Source organism: Vibrio rubrogenes (assembly GCF_059641415.1).
Window position 1 is genome coordinate 16361 of record NZ_JCARSY010000038.1, and the last position, 15097, is coordinate 31457.

Here is a 15097-nt window from a genome sequence, read left to right on the forward strand (position 1 = left end):
TTGTTATCTCCGCTCTTATTCTGCAAGTTTCGCTAACTCGCTGATGTGGCGACAAGTCGCCTGAAACGAGAGGGTAGTCTGTTTTTCGACCACGCCGCCGATGACAATCAATGCCGGAGACTTGATTTGAGCTTCTGCCGCACGCTGGGCAATATTGGCAACAGTGCCGGTGACGACTTGCTGATTGTCCCGGCTGGCATAACGGACCACAGCTGCCGGGGTACTGACCGGTTTGCCGCCGTCCACCAGTTGTTGGCAGATATGTTTAATTTGACTCATACCCATGAGAATCACCAGTGTCCCGTCCAGTCTGGAAAATTGTGACCAGTCGAGCGGATCTTTGCCTTGTTTCAAATGGCCGGTCACCACATGGAAAGAAGAGGCACAATCACGATGCGTGACCGGGATCCCTGCATAGGCGAGTCCGCCAATTGCTGAACTGATGCCGGGAATCACTTCAAACGGAATATCCAACTCTGCCAGCGCCTCGGCTTCTTCGCCACCGCGGCCGAACACATAAGGATCGCCACCTTTCAAACGCACCACATTGTGCCCCTGCAACGCAAACTGGATCAGGCAGTCATTGATATCATCCTGAGGAATCGGATGATAATTGGGCAGTTTGCCGACATTGACCATGGTGCAGTGTGGCGGTGCTTCCTGCAAAATCTCATCACTGACCAGACGGTCATAGACGATCACTTCAGCCTGACGAATACAGTAAAGTGCTTTCACGGTCAGCAATGTCGGATCTCCCGGTCCGGCGCCCACTAACCATACTTTGCCTTTCATCTTTTTACCTCATGACATGTTGTGTTGATTCATTGGTCGGATTGACCGCTGCGATTATTGAACTATGGCTGACAAAAAAGATCGTTGATCCGGAAGGGGGTTTATGTGCCACGAATGAATATTTCTGTGCGGGGTGAATATCGGGTGATCTCGTGAATAAGTATCATTTTGATTATTTGAATATAAATTGATGACTATCAATGCAATCCGAGCATGTTCTGTCAGTGTATTCAGACGAATAAACATCATTGCTTTGATGATGATCCGATATCCAGCCTCCCAAAGTGACGGCTTGTCAATGTTCGGTAAGAACGACTCACAGCTATTGAGGCAATTTGGATACGGATCGGAAGTGAGGTGAAATTCCTCCACAGCCCCCGCTGCTGTAATGCTGACGACCTGATCAAACCACTGTGCAAACGGGAAGGGATCAGGAAGGTTGATGCTGAGTCAGAAGACGAGTCAAAGCAATTCCGTAACTCCTTCGGTGGGAAGCGAGTAAGGTGCAGTCTCCAAATCAATTGGGGGCGGTTGCTTTATACCCGCAATTCACCAGTAGAACAGAACTTGGTTAAACCGGTCTTGGTTCAACCTTCTCAGTTAAACAGTGATTGGTGGTCTATGAAAGCGAACCCAAACCGATGCCAGACAACAAGTCAGCAACCGCAATCCTTTATTCAACAGCCGCAGCAAATTGAATCGACCAGCTTCGAGATCATTGATCAGATCATCCGGACGGACTTTCCGGCCTATCATTTCTCCCATCCGCTTGAGAAAAAAATCATTACCCGGGCGATTCACACCACCGCCGATTTTGACTGGCTGGAAATTTTAAAATTCTCACCCACGATTCTGACCGAGTTACCGGCCCGAATTGCGGCCGGATGTGTGTTTTATACCGATACCACCATGGTGCTGGCCGGTATGAATAAATCCCTGTTACGCCAGTTTGGCTGTGAGGTCCGCTGCTATATTGCCGACCCGGATGTGGCGGCGACAGCTAAGGCACAAGGCAAAACCCGTTCGATGGTGGCGGTTGAGAAGGCGTTGGCTGAAACCGAAAATGCGGTGTTTGTCTTCGGCAACGCCCCGACGGCACTGTTTCAGTTGCTGCAAAGTGCCGGAGCAAACCGGCCTGTCACCATCGGTGTTCCGGTTGGTTTTGTCGGTGCGGCTGAATCGAAACAAGCCCTGTATGACAGCGATTTTCCTTTTATTACCGCTCTCGGGCGCAAAGGGGGCAGTAATGTTGCTGCCGCGATTGTCAATGCGGTGTTGTATGACATGCAGGAGGCGCGATGACCGAATCTGCGCTTCAGGATCTTGTCTGGCATCGCGGTAAAGCCTATCGCAAAGGCTATACCACCGGCTCGTGTGCGACCGCGGCAGCGAAAGTGGCGGCCTTGATGCTGCTGCGTCAACAGCTTATCCATCAAGTCTCGATCGTGACGCCTTCCGGTGTTCCCTTGCATTTGAGTGTTGAAGAAGCATCTGTGGCTGAATTTGAGGCCGTTGCTGCGATTCGCAAAGATGGCGGGGATGATGTCGATGCCACCCACGGGATGTTGATTTTTGCCCGGGTGACCCGCAAACACGGAACATCGATTGAGATTATCGGCGGGGAAGGTGTCGGCACCGTGACACGGCAAGGGGTTGGCTTGCCGGTCGGCGCTGCGGCAATCAATAAAACCCCGCGGCATACCATTGAGCAGGCTGTCCGTGAGGTCATCGGGCCCAATCAAGGCGTGACGGTCGAGATTTTCGCACCGGAAGGCATTGAGCGGGCCAGGCAAACCTACAATGCCCGGCTCGGGATTGAAAACGGGATTTCGATTATCGGCACCTCCGGCATTGTGACCCCGATGTCTGAAGAGAGCTGGAAACGTTCGTTAGCCATTGAGCTGGAACAGAAAAAAGCCCAAGGCCACCGTCGGGTCATTTTGGTACCGGGCAATCATGGCGAACGGTTCGTGCGTCAACAGCTGCATCTGAATCACGAGATGGTCGTGACCATGAGTAACTTTGTCGGCTACATGTTGCAAGAGGCGAATCGTCTTGAATTTGAACAAGTTTTACTGGTCGGGCATATCGGCAAACTGATCAAGATTGCCGCCGGTGTTTTTCATACTCACTCGCATATTGCCGATGCCCGGCTGGAAACACTGGTCACCCACTTGGCATTGTTGGGGGCACCGAATGCCTTGTTGCAACAGGTTTATGCCTGCCTGACTACCGAAGAAGCCTTGGCATTGATTGAACAGCATGGCTATCAGGCGGTTTATACCGCGCTGGCACAGCGGATCTGCACACGGGTCGCAGACATGCTGCGCTATGCCAGTCGCCCGTTCAGGTGTGATGTGGTGCTGTTTTCTTATGACAATCAGGTCTTAGGTGCTCATCGTCCGATTGACGAGATTGTGGAGGATTACCAATGATTTATGTGGTCGGCACCGGGCCCGGCCGGGATGACATGATGACGGTTGCCGCACGTCAGTTGATTGACCGTGCCGAGGTGTTGGTCGGCTGGCCGAGATTATTGCGTCTGTTTCCTGATTTTCAGGGGGAACGGATTGCGATGTCAGGCTGTATCGACGTCATCATGCAATCTCTGGCTCAGCTGGCATCGCGTCAGGTGGTGGTGCTCGCATCGGGTGATCCGATGTTATTTGGGATCGGTAAACGTATCTGCCAGCATTTTCCGCCCGATGAGCGGCAAGTCATTCCCGGGATCAGTTCGATTCAAATGCTGTTTACTGAAATCGGCATGGATATGAACGATCTGTACATCACCAGCAGTCATGGCCAGTCACCGGATTTCGATTTTCTGTTTGCACACGACAAGGTTGCGTTAGTGACCGACCAATATCTCGGGCCGTATCGAATCGCACAGCAAGCGCTGGTTCGTCAACTGAAACGGACATTTATTATCGGTGAAAATCTGGGCTATGCCGATCAACGGATTTCGATGCTACAGGCAGAGCAGGTGCAGCGTTCATATGACATGAATGTGGTCATTGTCCTAAATGAATGCTCTGAACGAATGTCCTGAACGAAATCTCCTGAACGAAAGAGGGAAAGATGAAAGATAGCGAATTTCTCAGGGCCGACAAAGTGCCGATGACCAAGCAGGAAGTCCGCGCTGTGGTGTTGGACCGTTTAGCGCTCGGTCAGGCACAGCGATTTGTCGATGTGGGCGCCGGGACCGGGAGTGTCGCCATTGAAGCCGCACTGCGTTTTCCTGAACTGGCCGTCACTGCGATTGAAAAGAATGACCATGCGATTGCGATTATGCAGCAAAACCTCAGCCACCACGCTGTTGCGCAGATTGAACTGGTACAAGCGATTGCCCCTTGTGATCTGGTGAAGGGAGCGGATGCCATATTTATCGGCGGCAGTGGTGGCAACCTCACAGCGATCATTGACTGGGCTCTGGCTCATTTGACAGAACAAGGCCGGTTAGTGATGACATTTATTCTGCAAGACAATCTGCATCAGGCGTTAGAGCACCTGAAAAACTGCCCGATCCGGGATCTGGACTGTACGCAGATCATGGTGTCCCCGCTGACCCCGCTGGGGAGCAGCTACTACTTCAAACCCAATAACCCCACGTTTGTGATTTCATGTACTCGGTGTACGAAAGGGAGCGCACAATGACGGAAACGCTGGACAAAAGCAAAGTCTATTTTGTGGGAGCCGGCCCCGGTGACCCGGAGCTGATTACCCTCAAAGGTTATCGCTTGCTGCAACAGGCGGATGTGGTGATTTATGCCGGTTCACTGATTAATCCGGCCTTACTGGATTACTGCAAACCGGAAGCGGAATGCCATGACAGTGCTTACTTACATTTACAGCAGATTATTCAACTGATGGTGGACGGTATTCACCATAATAAGCTGGTGGTGAGACTGCAAACCGGAGACTTATCACTGTATGGCTCGGTTCGCGAACAGGGCGAAGAACTTGCAAAACAGCAGATTGGCTTTCGCTGTATTGCCGGGGTGTCTTCTTTTCTTGGCGCTGCGGCGGAACTCGGCGTTGAATACACCGTACCGGAAGTGTCGCAAAGCCTTATTATTACCCGGATGGCGGGGCGGACACCGACTCCGGAACTGGAATCGCTGATACGCTTTGCCGGTCATCAGACTTCAATGGCAATTTTCTTGTCCGTCAAAGGGATTGGTGCGGTGGTTGAGCAACTGGTGCAGGGCGGATATCCGACAGAGACCCCGGTCTCTGTGGTGTATAAAGCCACTTGGCCCGACAGTCAGATACTCAAAGGCACGCTGGCCGATATTGCTCAGACCGTGACGGATGCAGGCATTCAAAAAACAGCATTGATCTTGGTCGGTCGCTTTCTGGGAGAAGAATACCACTACTCCAAACTTTATGATGCGGCGTTCAGTCATGAATACCGTTAACGGTTTTTCCGTCTCACTGTTCAGCCTGACCCCGGGCGGCCAGCAGATTGCCCGGCAGATCCGTCAGGCGTTTCCGGCATTGTCGATGCATTGCTACTGCGCTGAAAAGTATCTACAGGCCAATTTTCTGCCATTTGACGGCAGCCTAAAGCAGATGGTGGCGCAACGGTTTGGCTGCGATAGCGCCCTGATTTTTATTGGTGCCTGTGGGATTGCCGTCAGGATGATTGCTCCGTTGCTGCAAGATAAATTCACCGACCCGGCGGTGTTGGTGATTGATGAACAAGGGCAGCATGTCATCAGTGTCTTATCGGGGCATGTTGGCGGCGCGAATGAACTGGCCCGGGAGGTCGCAGCGCGAATTGGTGCGCTGCCGGTGATCTCGACGGCAACCGATGTCAATCAAACCTGTGCTTTTGATGTGCTGGCGCAACAGATCAATGCGGCCAGTGAGCAGTTTCGGGTGGCGACTAAAACCGTGAATCAACTTTTGGTCAGCGGACATGCTGTCGGGATTTATATTGATCCATGGCTTGCAGCAACACTTGGTTTTGATATTCGTCAGTTTGATATTCGCGGCTTAACCATTGTGACTGAACACGATGTTGGCCGTTATGAGCTGTCCGCGCTGATCGATGTGTCGATGCAATATACGCGGCCTGACTGGCCGATCCCCAGTTTTCAGTTGATCCCGAAACGGCTTGTGGCCGGGATCGGTTGCCGGAAAAACGTCTCCCCCGTACAGCTATTGACTCTTTTTCAGCAACAACTGCAACACATCAATATTCACCCGCTCGCGCTGGCTGCGATTGGCAGTATTGACCGCAAATATGATGAGCCGGCAATTCTGCATCTGGCGCAGCAATATCAGGTGCCATTCAAATTATTCAGCGCAGCCGAATTAAGTGCGTGTTCCGCACCGTTTCCTCAATCGGAATTCGTCCGACAGACGGTAGGCGTCGGCTGTGTGTCTCAACCGGCAGCCTGGCTGCTCAGTGATGGTTGTCTGTTGGGAGAAACCCTGAGACAACAAGGTATTACCCTGACCTATGGAGTCATGAAATCATGTTATATGTCGTAGGAATTGGCCCCGGTGGTCCGGAGATGATGACCGCAGAGGCGCGCGCTGCCATTGAAGCGGCTGAAGTGATTGTCGGATATAAAACCTATACCCACCTTGTCAAAGCCTTGGTGGGGGATAAACCGGTGATTAAAACCGGCATGTGCAAAGAGATCGAACGGTGTCAGGTCGCCCTCGATATCGCCCAATCGGGTAAAACCGTCGCCTTGATCAGCAGTGGTGATGCCGGGATTTATGGCATGGCTGGCTTGATTCTGGAGATGGTGACCAAACAGAAATGGCATGTTGAAGTGAAAATTGTCCCGGGCATGACCGCGAGTATTGCTGCCGGTGCGGCGCTGGGCGCGCCGCTGATGCATGATTTCTGTCATATCAGTCTGAGTGATCTGCTGACGCCATGGTCAGTGATTGAGAAGCGCATCCGCGCTGCCGCTGAAGCGGACTTCGTGACCTGTTTTTACAACCCGCGCAGTCGGGGACGGGAAGGGCACCTGCGTCACGCGTTTGAATTAATGTCCCCTTATAAAGCAGCGGACACCCCGGTCGGGGTCGTTAAAGAAGCGGGACGTCGCAAAGAAACCAAATGGCTGACTACCTTTGCCGACATGGATTTTGAACGAGTCGATATGCGCACCATGGTGATTGTCGGCAATCAATCTACTTATGTTGAGCAGGGGCTGATGATTACGCCGCGAGGCTACACACTATGAGGAGCCCCGCGCATGTGCTGGTTTTCGGCGGCACGTCCGATGCTGTCACACTGTGCCGGATGCTGGAGCAGTACCAGATCCGCTATACCTTGTCGGTGGCGACTCCGGCCGGACTGGCCACGGTACAGTCACTGACTGCACCGGTGATTCAAGGCCGCTTAGATGCTGAAACAATGCAGACATGGATACTGGGTCATCAGGTCGATTGTGTGATTGATGCCGCCCATCCTTATGCGCAGCAATTACGGGAAACCATCGTCGCTGCCAGCCTGAAAACCGGGTGTCCGGTGATTCGTTATGAGCGACCAATGTCGGTTGACGTGGCGGCCCATCCGTTGCTCACCAAGGCCAGTAGTATTGCGGATGCTTGTGATCAGATCACGTCGGCACAGCAGAAAATTTTGCTGACCACCGGCAGTAAAGATCTCGCTCAGTTTTGTCAACGACTCAACGACAAAACGGTGTATGTTCGCGTTTTACCGACCGCTGAGGTCGTCGCTGAATGTGAGTCCCTCGGGTTGAGTTATGCGCAAATCATTGCGATGAAAGGCCCTTTTTCTGCGGCGATGAATCACGCGTTGTACGACATGATCCAGCCGGATGTGGTGATCACCAAAGAGTCCGGTCAGGCAGGCGGATTTATTGAAAAAGTGCAACCGTGTCTTGCGCTCGGGATTCCCTGCATTGTGATTCAACGACCTCCGCTGCGTTTTGTTACCCACTATGTTGAAACGTTACACGATCTTGACGCGTGCGAAGCATTGTTCTGCGCATGGCAACAGAAGGAATCATTTGATGAAAAAAGCACTGTTAGTGATTAGTTTCGGAACCAGTTATCCGCAAGCGTTGCAAAAAAATATTGCGGCGTGTGAACAAGCTTTAGCCAATGCATTTCCCGACCGGGATTTTTTTCGGGCTTTTACTTCATCAATGATTATCAACAAGTTATCGCAGCGGGACGGGATGGACATTGCTCATCCGCGTGAGGCTCTGGCAGCACTCAAGCGTGCCGGATATCGGGATGTGTTGATCCAGTCACTCCATATTATCAACGGGGACGAATATGAAAAAATTGTCCGGGAAGTGGCACATTGCCAACATCAGTTTGAGCGCATCGAAGTCGGTGTCCCTTTACTGAGTGACTGTGATGACTATCAGCGCTTGATTGACGCGATTGAATACCAGTCACCACCGCTTGCGGCGGATGAACGCTTGGTGCTGATGGGGCACGGAACGACCCATCATGCGTTTTCAGCCTATGCCTGTCTCGATCATATGATGCAAGCGCATCAGCGACCTTTTATTGTCGGTGCGGTGGAAAGTTATCCGGGTATCGAGACCGTTATCAGTCGGTTGCAACAGGCGCAGGTGCGTAAAGTTTATCTGATGCCACTGATGCTGGTGGCCGGTGATCATGCGATTCATGATATGGCATCCGATGACCCCGATTCATGGAAAGTCCTGATTGAACAGGCTGGGATTACCGCCGAGCCGATTGTGCAGGGATTGGGTGAAAATCCGCTGATTCGGCAGTTGTTTATTGATCATTTAGCTGCGGTTTCATCTTCAGAGATGAAACCGCAGCAAGCGGGGGCAACAAGCCAGACGCAGCAGACTATTCAACCATCCGTCATGACGTCAATGCATGTTAAGGAGCCTGTCGCATGAGTGATGAAAAGTTAATGAATGGTGAAATGTTAAAAAATGGTGGAAAGTTATTTGCAATGGGCACCGGGCCGGGCGCCAGTGACTTAATCACCGTCCGTGCTGCCCGGATTTTGGGTCACCTCGATGTGCTGTACGCACCGGCTGGTCGCCGGGAGGGGGACAGCCTAGCCTTGTCGATTGTACGCGAGTATCTGGGGGAGCAGGTGACGGTAAAAGCGCGCCATTTTCCGATGACCAACGATGCTGGAGCAAAACGTCAGGCCTGGGAGCAAATTGCCGCAGAGATAACTCAAGATGTAGCCGCCGGGAAACAGGTTGGTTTCATCACTTTAGGTGACAGTATGCTGTTCAGCACTTGGGTGTTTTTACTGGAACGCCTTGCCCCGCAAGTTGAGATTGAAGTGGTGCCGGGGATTACGTCATTTGCAGCGATTGCTGCCCGGGCACAATTCCCGTTGTGTATGGAACAACAATCGATGGCGGTGATGTCCTGTACGGCAAGTGAAGATGTGCTGCGCCGTGCTCTGGCTGAGCATGAATGCGTGGTGTTGATGAAAGTATATGGCCGGTTTGACACAATCCGTACCCTGCTGGATGAACTGGGCCTGCTGTCATGCGCGATTTTGATGGCCAATGCGTCGATGGATAATGAAATCTATTATCCCGATCTGAGCGCCATTCACCCGGGAGATGGTACGGGGGAGTCGCTGCCCTATTTTTCGACTATTTTAGTCAATCGCCGTTTTGCCCATCACCGTTTAGGCCATCACTGTTTAGGTCATCAGGGGGCAGAAAAGGCCAATGATTGCGAGCAACCACAAACGTTCGCCCCCGTATCAACCGACAAATAAGGAACAGACTGATGTTTTCTCGATTCTCCCGCATTCCTTCCGGGGTATTCCTCGGGATGATGATGTTTTTGATGTTCCCTGCCAGTGCCAATGCCATGCATATCATGGAAGGTTTTTTACCACCGGTATGGGCGCTGAGCTGGTGGGTATTCTTTTTACCCTGTTTGATTTTGAGTATCAGAAAAGTAAAGCATCTGGTCGCCAATGACAGTGACAGAAAGGTGTTGTTGGCGCTGTGCGGAGCATTCATTTTCGTTCTGTCGGCGTTAAAGCTGCCTTCGGTGACCGGCAGTTGCTCTCACCCCACGGGGGTGGGTCTGGCGGTGATTCTGTTTGGCTTTATGGTGGTACCGCTGCTCGGCGGGATTGTTTTGCTGTTTCAGGCGCTGTTACTGGCGCACGGTGGACTGTCTACGCTGGGGGCCAATGGCATGTCGATGGCGGTAATCGGGCCTTTGGTCGGCTATGTTTTGTGGGTCACAGCGAACCGGCTCAATTTCAGAAAGGATATTGCGGTGTTTCTGTGTGCTGCCGGCGCGGATCTCGCCACATATTTGGTTACTTCCGTGCAACTGGGATTAGCATTTCCTGATCCGCAGCTCGGGATTGCGACCTCGGTGAGTAAATTTATGGGGGTTTTTCTGCTGACACAGGTGCCAATTGCCATTGCAGAAGGGCTACTGACCGTGTTGATTTATGATCAACTCACCAAACGGGCACTGCTCGGAAAACACAAGGTGTGCTGAGATGAAAAAGAACGTATTGATTCTGTTATTGGTCGGCTTGGTGATTGTCATGCCGTTTGTATTAGGTGTTTCCGGCGAATTCGGCGGTTCAGATGGTGAAGCAACGTCGGTCATCACCGAAATGGCACCGGATTATCAGCCGTGGATTGAACCGATATTTGAACCGGCCAGCGGTGAGATTGAAAGTTTGCTATTTACATTACAGGGCTCGCTTGGTTCGGCGGTGATTTTCTATATTCTCGGTTTTTATCAAGGGCGTCGGCGTCGTCATGCTACTGATCGATAAATATGCCTATCAGAGTCGGTGGGTCGGTGTCTCACCGGTCTATAAAGGCTGGTTTTATCTCGTCTCGTTGTCGCTGGCACTCACGCTGCCGGTTGTCTATCAATGGGGACTATTTCTGTTGTTGATGATGCTGACCTGTATCGGTGGCCGGATTACGCTCAGACAATACCTGCGTTGGTTGTGTTTACCTGCCGGATTTTTGCTATTCAGTATCATCGCGATGGTGCTGACCTATCATCAACGACCGGACGAATTGATCATCAGTATACCTGTTGCTGACGGGTTTGTCGGGGTCAGTGGTGAACTATGGGGGATGGCTGAACACACATTGATGCGCTGTTTATGCTCGATTGCGGCCACTTTCTGTTTTGTGGTATCGACACCGTTCAATCAGTGTATCCGGCTGATGAAAGCCACCCGATTACCATTGGTATTGATTGAACAGGTACTACTGATTTATCGGTTTATTTTTATCTTGATTGAAGAAGCGCACGCCATTTTTACCGCCCAAACGCTGCGCTTCGGTTATATCCGTCGCCGCCACTGGCTGAAATCGCTGGCTCAGTTGGCAGGGATGTTACTGCAGCGAGTTTTGATACGCCATCAGCACATGAAAGCGTCCCTTTTTGTCAAGTTATACCAAGGAGAGTTTCTCTGATGACGTTATCGGTTCAAGCGGTTGACTTTGCCTATGAGGATGGCTCACCGGTGCTCAAGCGGGTGGCGATGAATTTCGCGGCGCATCCTGTTGTCGGTGTCGTTGGGGCTAACGGTTGTGGCAAATCGACGCTGTTTAAGTTATTGCTTGGCTTATATCGGCCACGTCACGGTAACGTCTTATGGCAAGGGCAGCCGCTGACATATGCTAAAAAAGCACTGTTTGAACACCGTCAGCGTGTCACACTGGTGTTTCAGGAACCGGATCAGCAAATTTTTTATACCGATGTCTTTGATGACATTGCTTTTAGTTTAAGAAATCTGGGGGTGAATGAAACGGAGATCCAGCGGCGTGTCAGTGATGCGTTATCCTTGGTGGACGGTCAAAGCTTAATCAATAAGCCGGTGCAGTATCTCAGTTACGGGCAAAAGAAACGGGTCGCTATCGCTGGTGCGTTGGTGTTAGACAGCCAGTATCTGTTGCTGGATGAACCGACTGCCGGACTGGATCCTGCCGGAACACGACAGATGAAATCTCTGATTGAGACATTTGCTTCACTCGGCAAACATGTGGTGATGTCCAGCCATGATATTAATCTGATTTATGAGTTGTGCGATTACGTGTATGTGATGGCCGACGGGGAAGTGGTCAGCGAAGGGAGACCAGATACGATTTTTCTCGACCGGACTGCGATGGAAAGTATCGGTTTGGAACAGCCGTGGCTGGTTCAGATGCATCAGACGCTGGGTATCCCGTTATTTCGTAACGTGCAAGAGATGCACAATCAAGCAGTGCTCACCAAATGACAACCAAAGACAAAATGAGCACGGTAACAAGGCCATGCAACAGAGATTGAGCAGAGCGGGTCTACCTGAGCCCCACTCTGGTTCGTGTCGTGTTTAACGGCCTGACCTATCTTCGACACACTGAAAAGATATCTTGTGTCGGGCGATAGAGTTGCGTTGATACATTGAGTGCGGCAAGCAGTGAGTCAAACAGATTATCCTGTGAAATATGCGCCGTGTTAGCCTGTTTTTTCAGGCAGGATTGATCAAGATGTTGCGCGGCCTGATACCCATCGGATAACCACACCATCAAAGGCACACGTTTCTGCTCCATCGGTGCGATAGAGTAGGGTAAGCCATGTAGGTAGATACCATTTTCCCCTAATGACTCCCCATGATCAGAGAGATAGATCAGCGCAGTATTATATCGCTCGGAGAGTTGTTTTAACCGGGTGATCGTTTGAGCAACTACGTAATCGGTATAGCGAATGGTGTTATCGTAACTATTGACGAGCTGCTCATGGGTACAGTTTTCAATATCGTCCCGCTGACAATCCGGCTGAAAGTGAGCAAATTGTTGCGGATAACGCTGAAAATAGGCCGGCCCATGGCTGCCCATTAAGTGAAGAACCACTAAACGATTGCCCTGAAGCGCATTCACATCCTGCTCGAAATTATTGAGCAAGGCCATATCTTTACACCCGGCGAGACTGCATAACGGATCGTGAGAATTGCGTTTCAGTTCCTGATATTTGACATGCTTTGGAATCCCTTTGCTGGCACCATCATTCTCTTTCCAGAAAATATCGATACCCGCTCTGTTTAAAACGTCGAGCAGATTGTCCTGATGATAGGCGCGTTGCTCGTTATAATTTTTCCTGTCGAGGCGAGAGAACATACAGGGGACAGAGACTGCGGTTGCGGTACCACAAGATGCAACATGTTGGTAAGAGATAACCTGCAGCGCATCGGTGAATGGGGTGGTGGGTCTTGGATAGCCATTTGCATGATAATTGTACGTTCTGGCGGTTTCACCCAGTATCAGTACCACCAATGACGGTTTTTGGCCGGGGGCCGCCGTTTGTTTGGCATCCATTCCAATGTGAATATAAGGCAATGGCTTATAAAAATAGGTTTGATGAATATATTCAGCAATACCGTTAACATAATATGTCGGAATAATCATCCGTTTGATGTAACCATTATTTCGCCCGACCGATACATAATCTTGATAATATGCAGAAGCAATCAGCACAATACCCACCCCGGAAATGAAAATGACGCCCAACTTTTTCGTGAATAAAGCGAGGAATTTTTCATGTTTGATGGGCGTTAAAATTAACAATATGGTTGGAAAGACACCCAGACCGATAAACCAGAGAGCTGACCGGAGGTCGAGATAAGATGAGGCCTCACCGATGTTAGTCTCAATGAAGTTTTCTATCATTTCAGCATTGAATATCGTGCCATAATTATAGGTGGCATAACAAACAAGACTCGATGTTAACAGCAGAACGGAAAAGAATATTTTGGTTATCTTCGGCCATGAAAATAAACTGAAAATAATAGTTAAAGCAAAGGTAAAAAAGAAAGGAATAGAAATAACAAATCCAGTATCGACTGTATCCAGTTGATTAAATATCTCATGCAGTGATTTATATACTGGTAAATTTAAAATAACAGAAAAATAAATAGCAATGATAATTGTGATTGTATGATAAGATAACTTTAATTGCTTGATAGTATTTATTATTTTCATTTTGTCATGGCTTGTTAGTCAGAGTGTTACTGAGAAATTTTCTACAGCATTCATTGGTACGAATTCAATTACTTATGATTCAGTTCCATATGAAAAGTTGCGTAACGTTATAGACAAAGATGTGATCTAGTCAACAACAATTAGATCGAATTGAGTTTGATACACAATTAAATTCGTATTTATATGATGGAGTGAGGCCATTACCTCAAGGTGAAATGTGTCATTATCTTATTGATTATTCAATAAATAGTGACAAGCTCGCGTGAGCTGGATAGGAGGAGATTGTCTGCTGGTATGAACAAAGTCACTGTCACGCCGAAACATGAGTAACCCTGCGTGTCATCATACATCGGTGTGACCAGAATTTCATGTATTTACTTAATTTGACTGGCGAGCCGGGCCGTTTTGTCCAACCAGTTTTTTCGATGTTTGCTACTGGCGCTGATCATTGGGCCAAAATAAGTTGAAGAGGTGTTTTTAATTCCACAGAATTCCAGAATAGTATGTTTTAACTGTTTGTATATTGGGTTGCCATAGATAAGCTTGTACCAGAAAGGAGGCGTATCAAGGGTAATAATGAGTTCAGATGTACGCCCTTTTAATAGTTTTTGAGGAATCGATTTTCCTCTAAAGAATACATTGAAACTCAAGTGCCTCATGCAGTGCTTTTATCTTTATCTGTGGGGTGAGTGATAGAAATTTTACTGAAGGAAATAATCGAGTCGGAGAGTGGGGGAGAAATTAAGATTGGGATATAAGATTCAATGATTTGAATCTTATCATTTTGAGTGGCACCAACGGGTGCTGATGCCACATAAAGTCTTACATCACAGTAACTTGCGCTGCTTGTAATCCTTTTTGACCTTGTTCAACAACGAACGATACTTTTTGGCCTTCGTTCAGTGTTTTGAAACCAGTCGAAACAATTGATTGGAAATGAACGAAAACGTCATCACCACCGTTGTCAGGAGAAATAAAACCAAAGCCTTTCGTTTCGTTGAACCATTTGACTGAACCAGTTGTTTTATTAGACATAGATACCTCTATATTTGATAATTTTAATTTAAGTGTTGTTAGCTAATAAGCGCTATTATCTATTTTAGAGATATATATTTTATCGTAGGTACGCAAACGAAAAAATCGATGTAGAACCGAGAGAAATTTGATCTTAAAGTAAATAAATAGCTCTTTTCTTAAGAGCTGGTGAGTAGTATACCGATAAATTTGATAAAGGCTATCTTTTTCTTGTTTTATTTTTTTATGGCCCTTAAATGTTATCGGGTTAACCACACCTTTAGAAACAAAGCACTGATATGTTTGGTGTTTAACTGTAGTTTGTAGCT

At 49.2% G+C, this 15097-nt stretch carries 18 protein-coding genes and 1 riboswitch; of the genes, 14 read left to right on the forward strand and 4 right to left on the reverse strand.

All coding sequences use genetic code 11. The features are described 5' to 3' along the window. Positions 1 to 15: 15 nt before the first annotated feature. Entirely contained in the window at positions 16 to 792 is a 777-nt protein-coding gene (gene cobA / locus AC55NX_RS18065; protein WP_496996994.1) for a uroporphyrinogen-III C-methyltransferase, read from the reverse strand. Between the two features lie 320 nt (positions 793 to 1112). Beyond that, positions 1113 to 1273, forward strand: a riboswitch (cobalamin riboswitch). 140 nt (positions 1274 to 1413) lie between these two features. Between cobA and AC55NX_RS18070 the strand changes: the two genes are divergently transcribed. The 14 genes from AC55NX_RS18070 to AC55NX_RS18135 are packed head-to-tail and all read left to right on the forward strand — an operon-like array spanning position 1414 to position 12016. Further along, the gene (locus AC55NX_RS18070) at positions 1414 to 2094 is read left to right on the forward strand and encodes a cobalt-precorrin-8 methylmutase (protein ID WP_496996995.1); all 681 of its coding nucleotides are present in this window, start codon (positions 1414 to 1416) and stop codon (positions 2092 to 2094) included. Next, entirely contained in the window at positions 2091 to 3227 is a 1137-nt protein-coding gene (gene cbiD / locus AC55NX_RS18075) for a cobalt-precorrin-5B (C(1))-methyltransferase CbiD (protein ID WP_496996996.1), read from the forward strand. The genes AC55NX_RS18070 and cbiD overlap by 4 nt, the downstream gene beginning before the upstream one ends. After that, the gene (locus tag AC55NX_RS18080) at positions 3224 to 3841 is read left to right on the forward strand and encodes a cobalt-precorrin-7 (C(5))-methyltransferase (protein ID WP_496996997.1); all 618 of its coding nucleotides are present in this window, start codon (positions 3224 to 3226) and stop codon (positions 3839 to 3841) included. The genes cbiD and AC55NX_RS18080 overlap by 4 nt, the downstream gene beginning before the upstream one ends. A 29-nt stretch (positions 3842 to 3870) precedes the next feature. Next, positions 3871 to 4446: a decarboxylating cobalt-precorrin-6B (C(15))-methyltransferase gene (locus AC55NX_RS18085; RefSeq protein ID WP_496996998.1), complete on the forward strand. Its 576-nt coding sequence runs from the start codon at positions 3871 to 3873 to the stop codon at positions 4444 to 4446. Next, positions 4443 to 5210, forward strand: a complete 768-nt coding sequence (locus AC55NX_RS18090; RefSeq protein ID WP_496996999.1) for a cobalt-precorrin-4 methyltransferase — start codon at positions 4443 to 4445, stop codon at positions 5208 to 5210. The genes AC55NX_RS18085 and AC55NX_RS18090 overlap by 4 nt, the downstream gene beginning before the upstream one ends. Beyond that, positions 5197 to 6291: a cobalt-precorrin 5A hydrolase gene (locus tag AC55NX_RS18095; RefSeq protein ID WP_496997000.1), complete on the forward strand. Its 1095-nt coding sequence runs from the start codon at positions 5197 to 5199 to the stop codon at positions 6289 to 6291. The genes AC55NX_RS18090 and AC55NX_RS18095 overlap by 14 nt, the downstream gene beginning before the upstream one ends. After that, on the forward strand, positions 6276 to 7001 hold the full coding sequence (locus AC55NX_RS18100) for a precorrin-3B C(17)-methyltransferase (RefSeq protein ID WP_496997001.1): 726 nt from the start codon (positions 6276 to 6278) through the stop codon (positions 6999 to 7001). Before AC55NX_RS18095 ends, AC55NX_RS18100 begins: the two co-directional genes overlap by 16 nt. Further along, positions 6998 to 7822, forward strand: a complete 825-nt coding sequence (gene cobK, locus AC55NX_RS18105; RefSeq protein WP_496997002.1) for a precorrin-6A reductase — start codon at positions 6998 to 7000, stop codon at positions 7820 to 7822. The genes AC55NX_RS18100 and cobK overlap by 4 nt, the downstream gene beginning before the upstream one ends. After that, positions 7797 to 8669 carry a sirohydrochlorin cobaltochelatase gene (gene cbiK / locus AC55NX_RS18110; protein WP_496997003.1) on the forward strand — a complete coding sequence of 291 codons (873 nt, stop codon included), beginning with the start codon at positions 7797 to 7799 and terminating at the stop codon, positions 8667 to 8669. The genes cobK and cbiK overlap by 26 nt, the downstream gene beginning before the upstream one ends. Then, positions 8666 to 9520: a cobalt-factor II C(20)-methyltransferase gene (locus AC55NX_RS18115; protein WP_496997004.1), complete on the forward strand. Its 855-nt coding sequence runs from the start codon at positions 8666 to 8668 to the stop codon at positions 9518 to 9520. Before cbiK ends, AC55NX_RS18115 begins: the two co-directional genes overlap by 4 nt. Before the next feature lie 11 nt (positions 9521 to 9531). Next, complete coding sequence (locus AC55NX_RS18120; RefSeq protein ID WP_496997005.1) at positions 9532 to 10266, forward strand: energy-coupling factor ABC transporter permease; 735 nt, start codon at positions 9532 to 9534, stop codon at positions 10264 to 10266. Between the two features lies 1 nt (position 10267). Beyond that, positions 10268 to 10552, forward strand: a complete 285-nt coding sequence (locus AC55NX_RS18125; protein ID WP_496997006.1) for an energy-coupling factor ABC transporter substrate-binding protein — start codon at positions 10268 to 10270, stop codon at positions 10550 to 10552. After that, on the forward strand, positions 10536 to 11210 hold the full coding sequence (gene cbiQ / locus AC55NX_RS18130; RefSeq protein WP_496997007.1) for a cobalt ECF transporter T component CbiQ: 675 nt from the start codon (positions 10536 to 10538) through the stop codon (positions 11208 to 11210). The genes AC55NX_RS18125 and cbiQ overlap by 17 nt, the downstream gene beginning before the upstream one ends. Continuing rightward, a complete protein-coding gene (locus AC55NX_RS18135; protein ID WP_496997008.1) occupies positions 11210 to 12016 on the forward strand; it encodes an ATP-binding cassette domain-containing protein in 807 nt (268 codons plus the stop codon). The genes cbiQ and AC55NX_RS18135 overlap by 1 nt, the downstream gene beginning before the upstream one ends. A 106-nt stretch (positions 12017 to 12122) precedes the next feature. Here the strand turns inward: AC55NX_RS18135 and AC55NX_RS18140 are convergent, their stop codons facing one another. The 3 genes from AC55NX_RS18140 to AC55NX_RS18150 all read right to left on the reverse strand — a co-directional run. Continuing rightward, positions 12123 to 13754 carry a phosphoethanolamine transferase gene (locus AC55NX_RS18140; RefSeq protein WP_496997009.1) on the reverse strand — a complete coding sequence of 544 codons (1632 nt, stop codon included), beginning with the start codon at positions 13752 to 13754 and terminating at the stop codon, positions 12123 to 12125. A gap of 822 nt (positions 13755 to 14576) precedes the next feature. After that, positions 14577 to 14789, reverse strand: a complete 213-nt coding sequence (locus AC55NX_RS18145) for a cold-shock protein (RefSeq protein WP_038177868.1) — start codon at positions 14787 to 14789, stop codon at positions 14577 to 14579. Between the two features lie 42 nt (positions 14790 to 14831). After that, on the reverse strand, positions 14832 to 15097 hold a 266-nt coding region (locus AC55NX_RS18150), incomplete at its 5' end, for a hypothetical protein (RefSeq protein WP_496997010.1).

Excerpts from the sequence above, each read along its gene's own strand:
- cobK (WP_496997002.1), top strand. The coding sequence starts at position 6,998 with ATGAGGAGCCCCGCGCATGTGCTGGTTTTCGGCGGCACGTCCGATGCT.
- cbiQ (WP_496997007.1), top strand. The coding sequence starts at position 10,536 with ATGCTACTGATCGATAAATATGCCTATCAGAGTCGGTGGGTCGGTGTC.
- AC55NX_RS18120 (WP_496997005.1), top strand. The coding sequence starts at position 9,532 with ATGTTTTCTCGATTCTCCCGCATTCCTTCCGGGGTATTCCTCGGGATG.
- AC55NX_RS18125 (WP_496997006.1), top strand. The coding sequence starts at position 10,268 with ATGAAAAAGAACGTATTGATTCTGTTATTGGTCGGCTTGGTGATTGTC.
- cobA (WP_496996994.1), bottom strand. The coding sequence starts at position 792 with ATGAAAGGCAAAGTATGGTTAGTGGGCGCCGGACCGGGAGATCCGACA.
- AC55NX_RS18090 (WP_496996999.1), top strand. The coding sequence starts at position 4,443 with ATGACGGAAACGCTGGACAAAAGCAAAGTCTATTTTGTGGGAGCCGGC.
- cbiD (WP_496996996.1), top strand. The coding sequence starts at position 2,091 with ATGACCGAATCTGCGCTTCAGGATCTTGTCTGGCATCGCGGTAAAGCC.
- AC55NX_RS18095 (WP_496997000.1), top strand. The coding sequence starts at position 5,197 with ATGAATACCGTTAACGGTTTTTCCGTCTCACTGTTCAGCCTGACCCCG.
- AC55NX_RS18080 (WP_496996997.1), top strand. The coding sequence starts at position 3,224 with ATGATTTATGTGGTCGGCACCGGGCCCGGCCGGGATGACATGATGACG.
- AC55NX_RS18070 (WP_496996995.1), top strand. The coding sequence starts at position 1,414 with ATGAAAGCGAACCCAAACCGATGCCAGACAACAAGTCAGCAACCGCAA.
- AC55NX_RS18085 (WP_496996998.1), top strand. The coding sequence starts at position 3,871 with ATGAAAGATAGCGAATTTCTCAGGGCCGACAAAGTGCCGATGACCAAG.
- AC55NX_RS18135 (WP_496997008.1), top strand. The coding sequence starts at position 11,210 with ATGACGTTATCGGTTCAAGCGGTTGACTTTGCCTATGAGGATGGCTCA.
- cbiK (WP_496997003.1), top strand. The coding sequence starts at position 7,797 with ATGAAAAAAGCACTGTTAGTGATTAGTTTCGGAACCAGTTATCCGCAA.
- AC55NX_RS18140 (WP_496997009.1), bottom strand. The coding sequence starts at position 13,754 with ATGAAAATAATAAATACTATCAAGCAATTAAAGTTATCTTATCATACA.
- AC55NX_RS18115 (WP_496997004.1), top strand. The coding sequence starts at position 8,666 with ATGAGTGATGAAAAGTTAATGAATGGTGAAATGTTAAAAAATGGTGGA.
- AC55NX_RS18100 (WP_496997001.1), top strand. The coding sequence starts at position 6,276 with ATGTTATATGTCGTAGGAATTGGCCCCGGTGGTCCGGAGATGATGACC.
- AC55NX_RS18145 (WP_038177868.1), bottom strand. The coding sequence starts at position 14,789 with ATGTCTAATAAAACAACTGGTTCAGTCAAATGGTTCAACGAAACGAAA.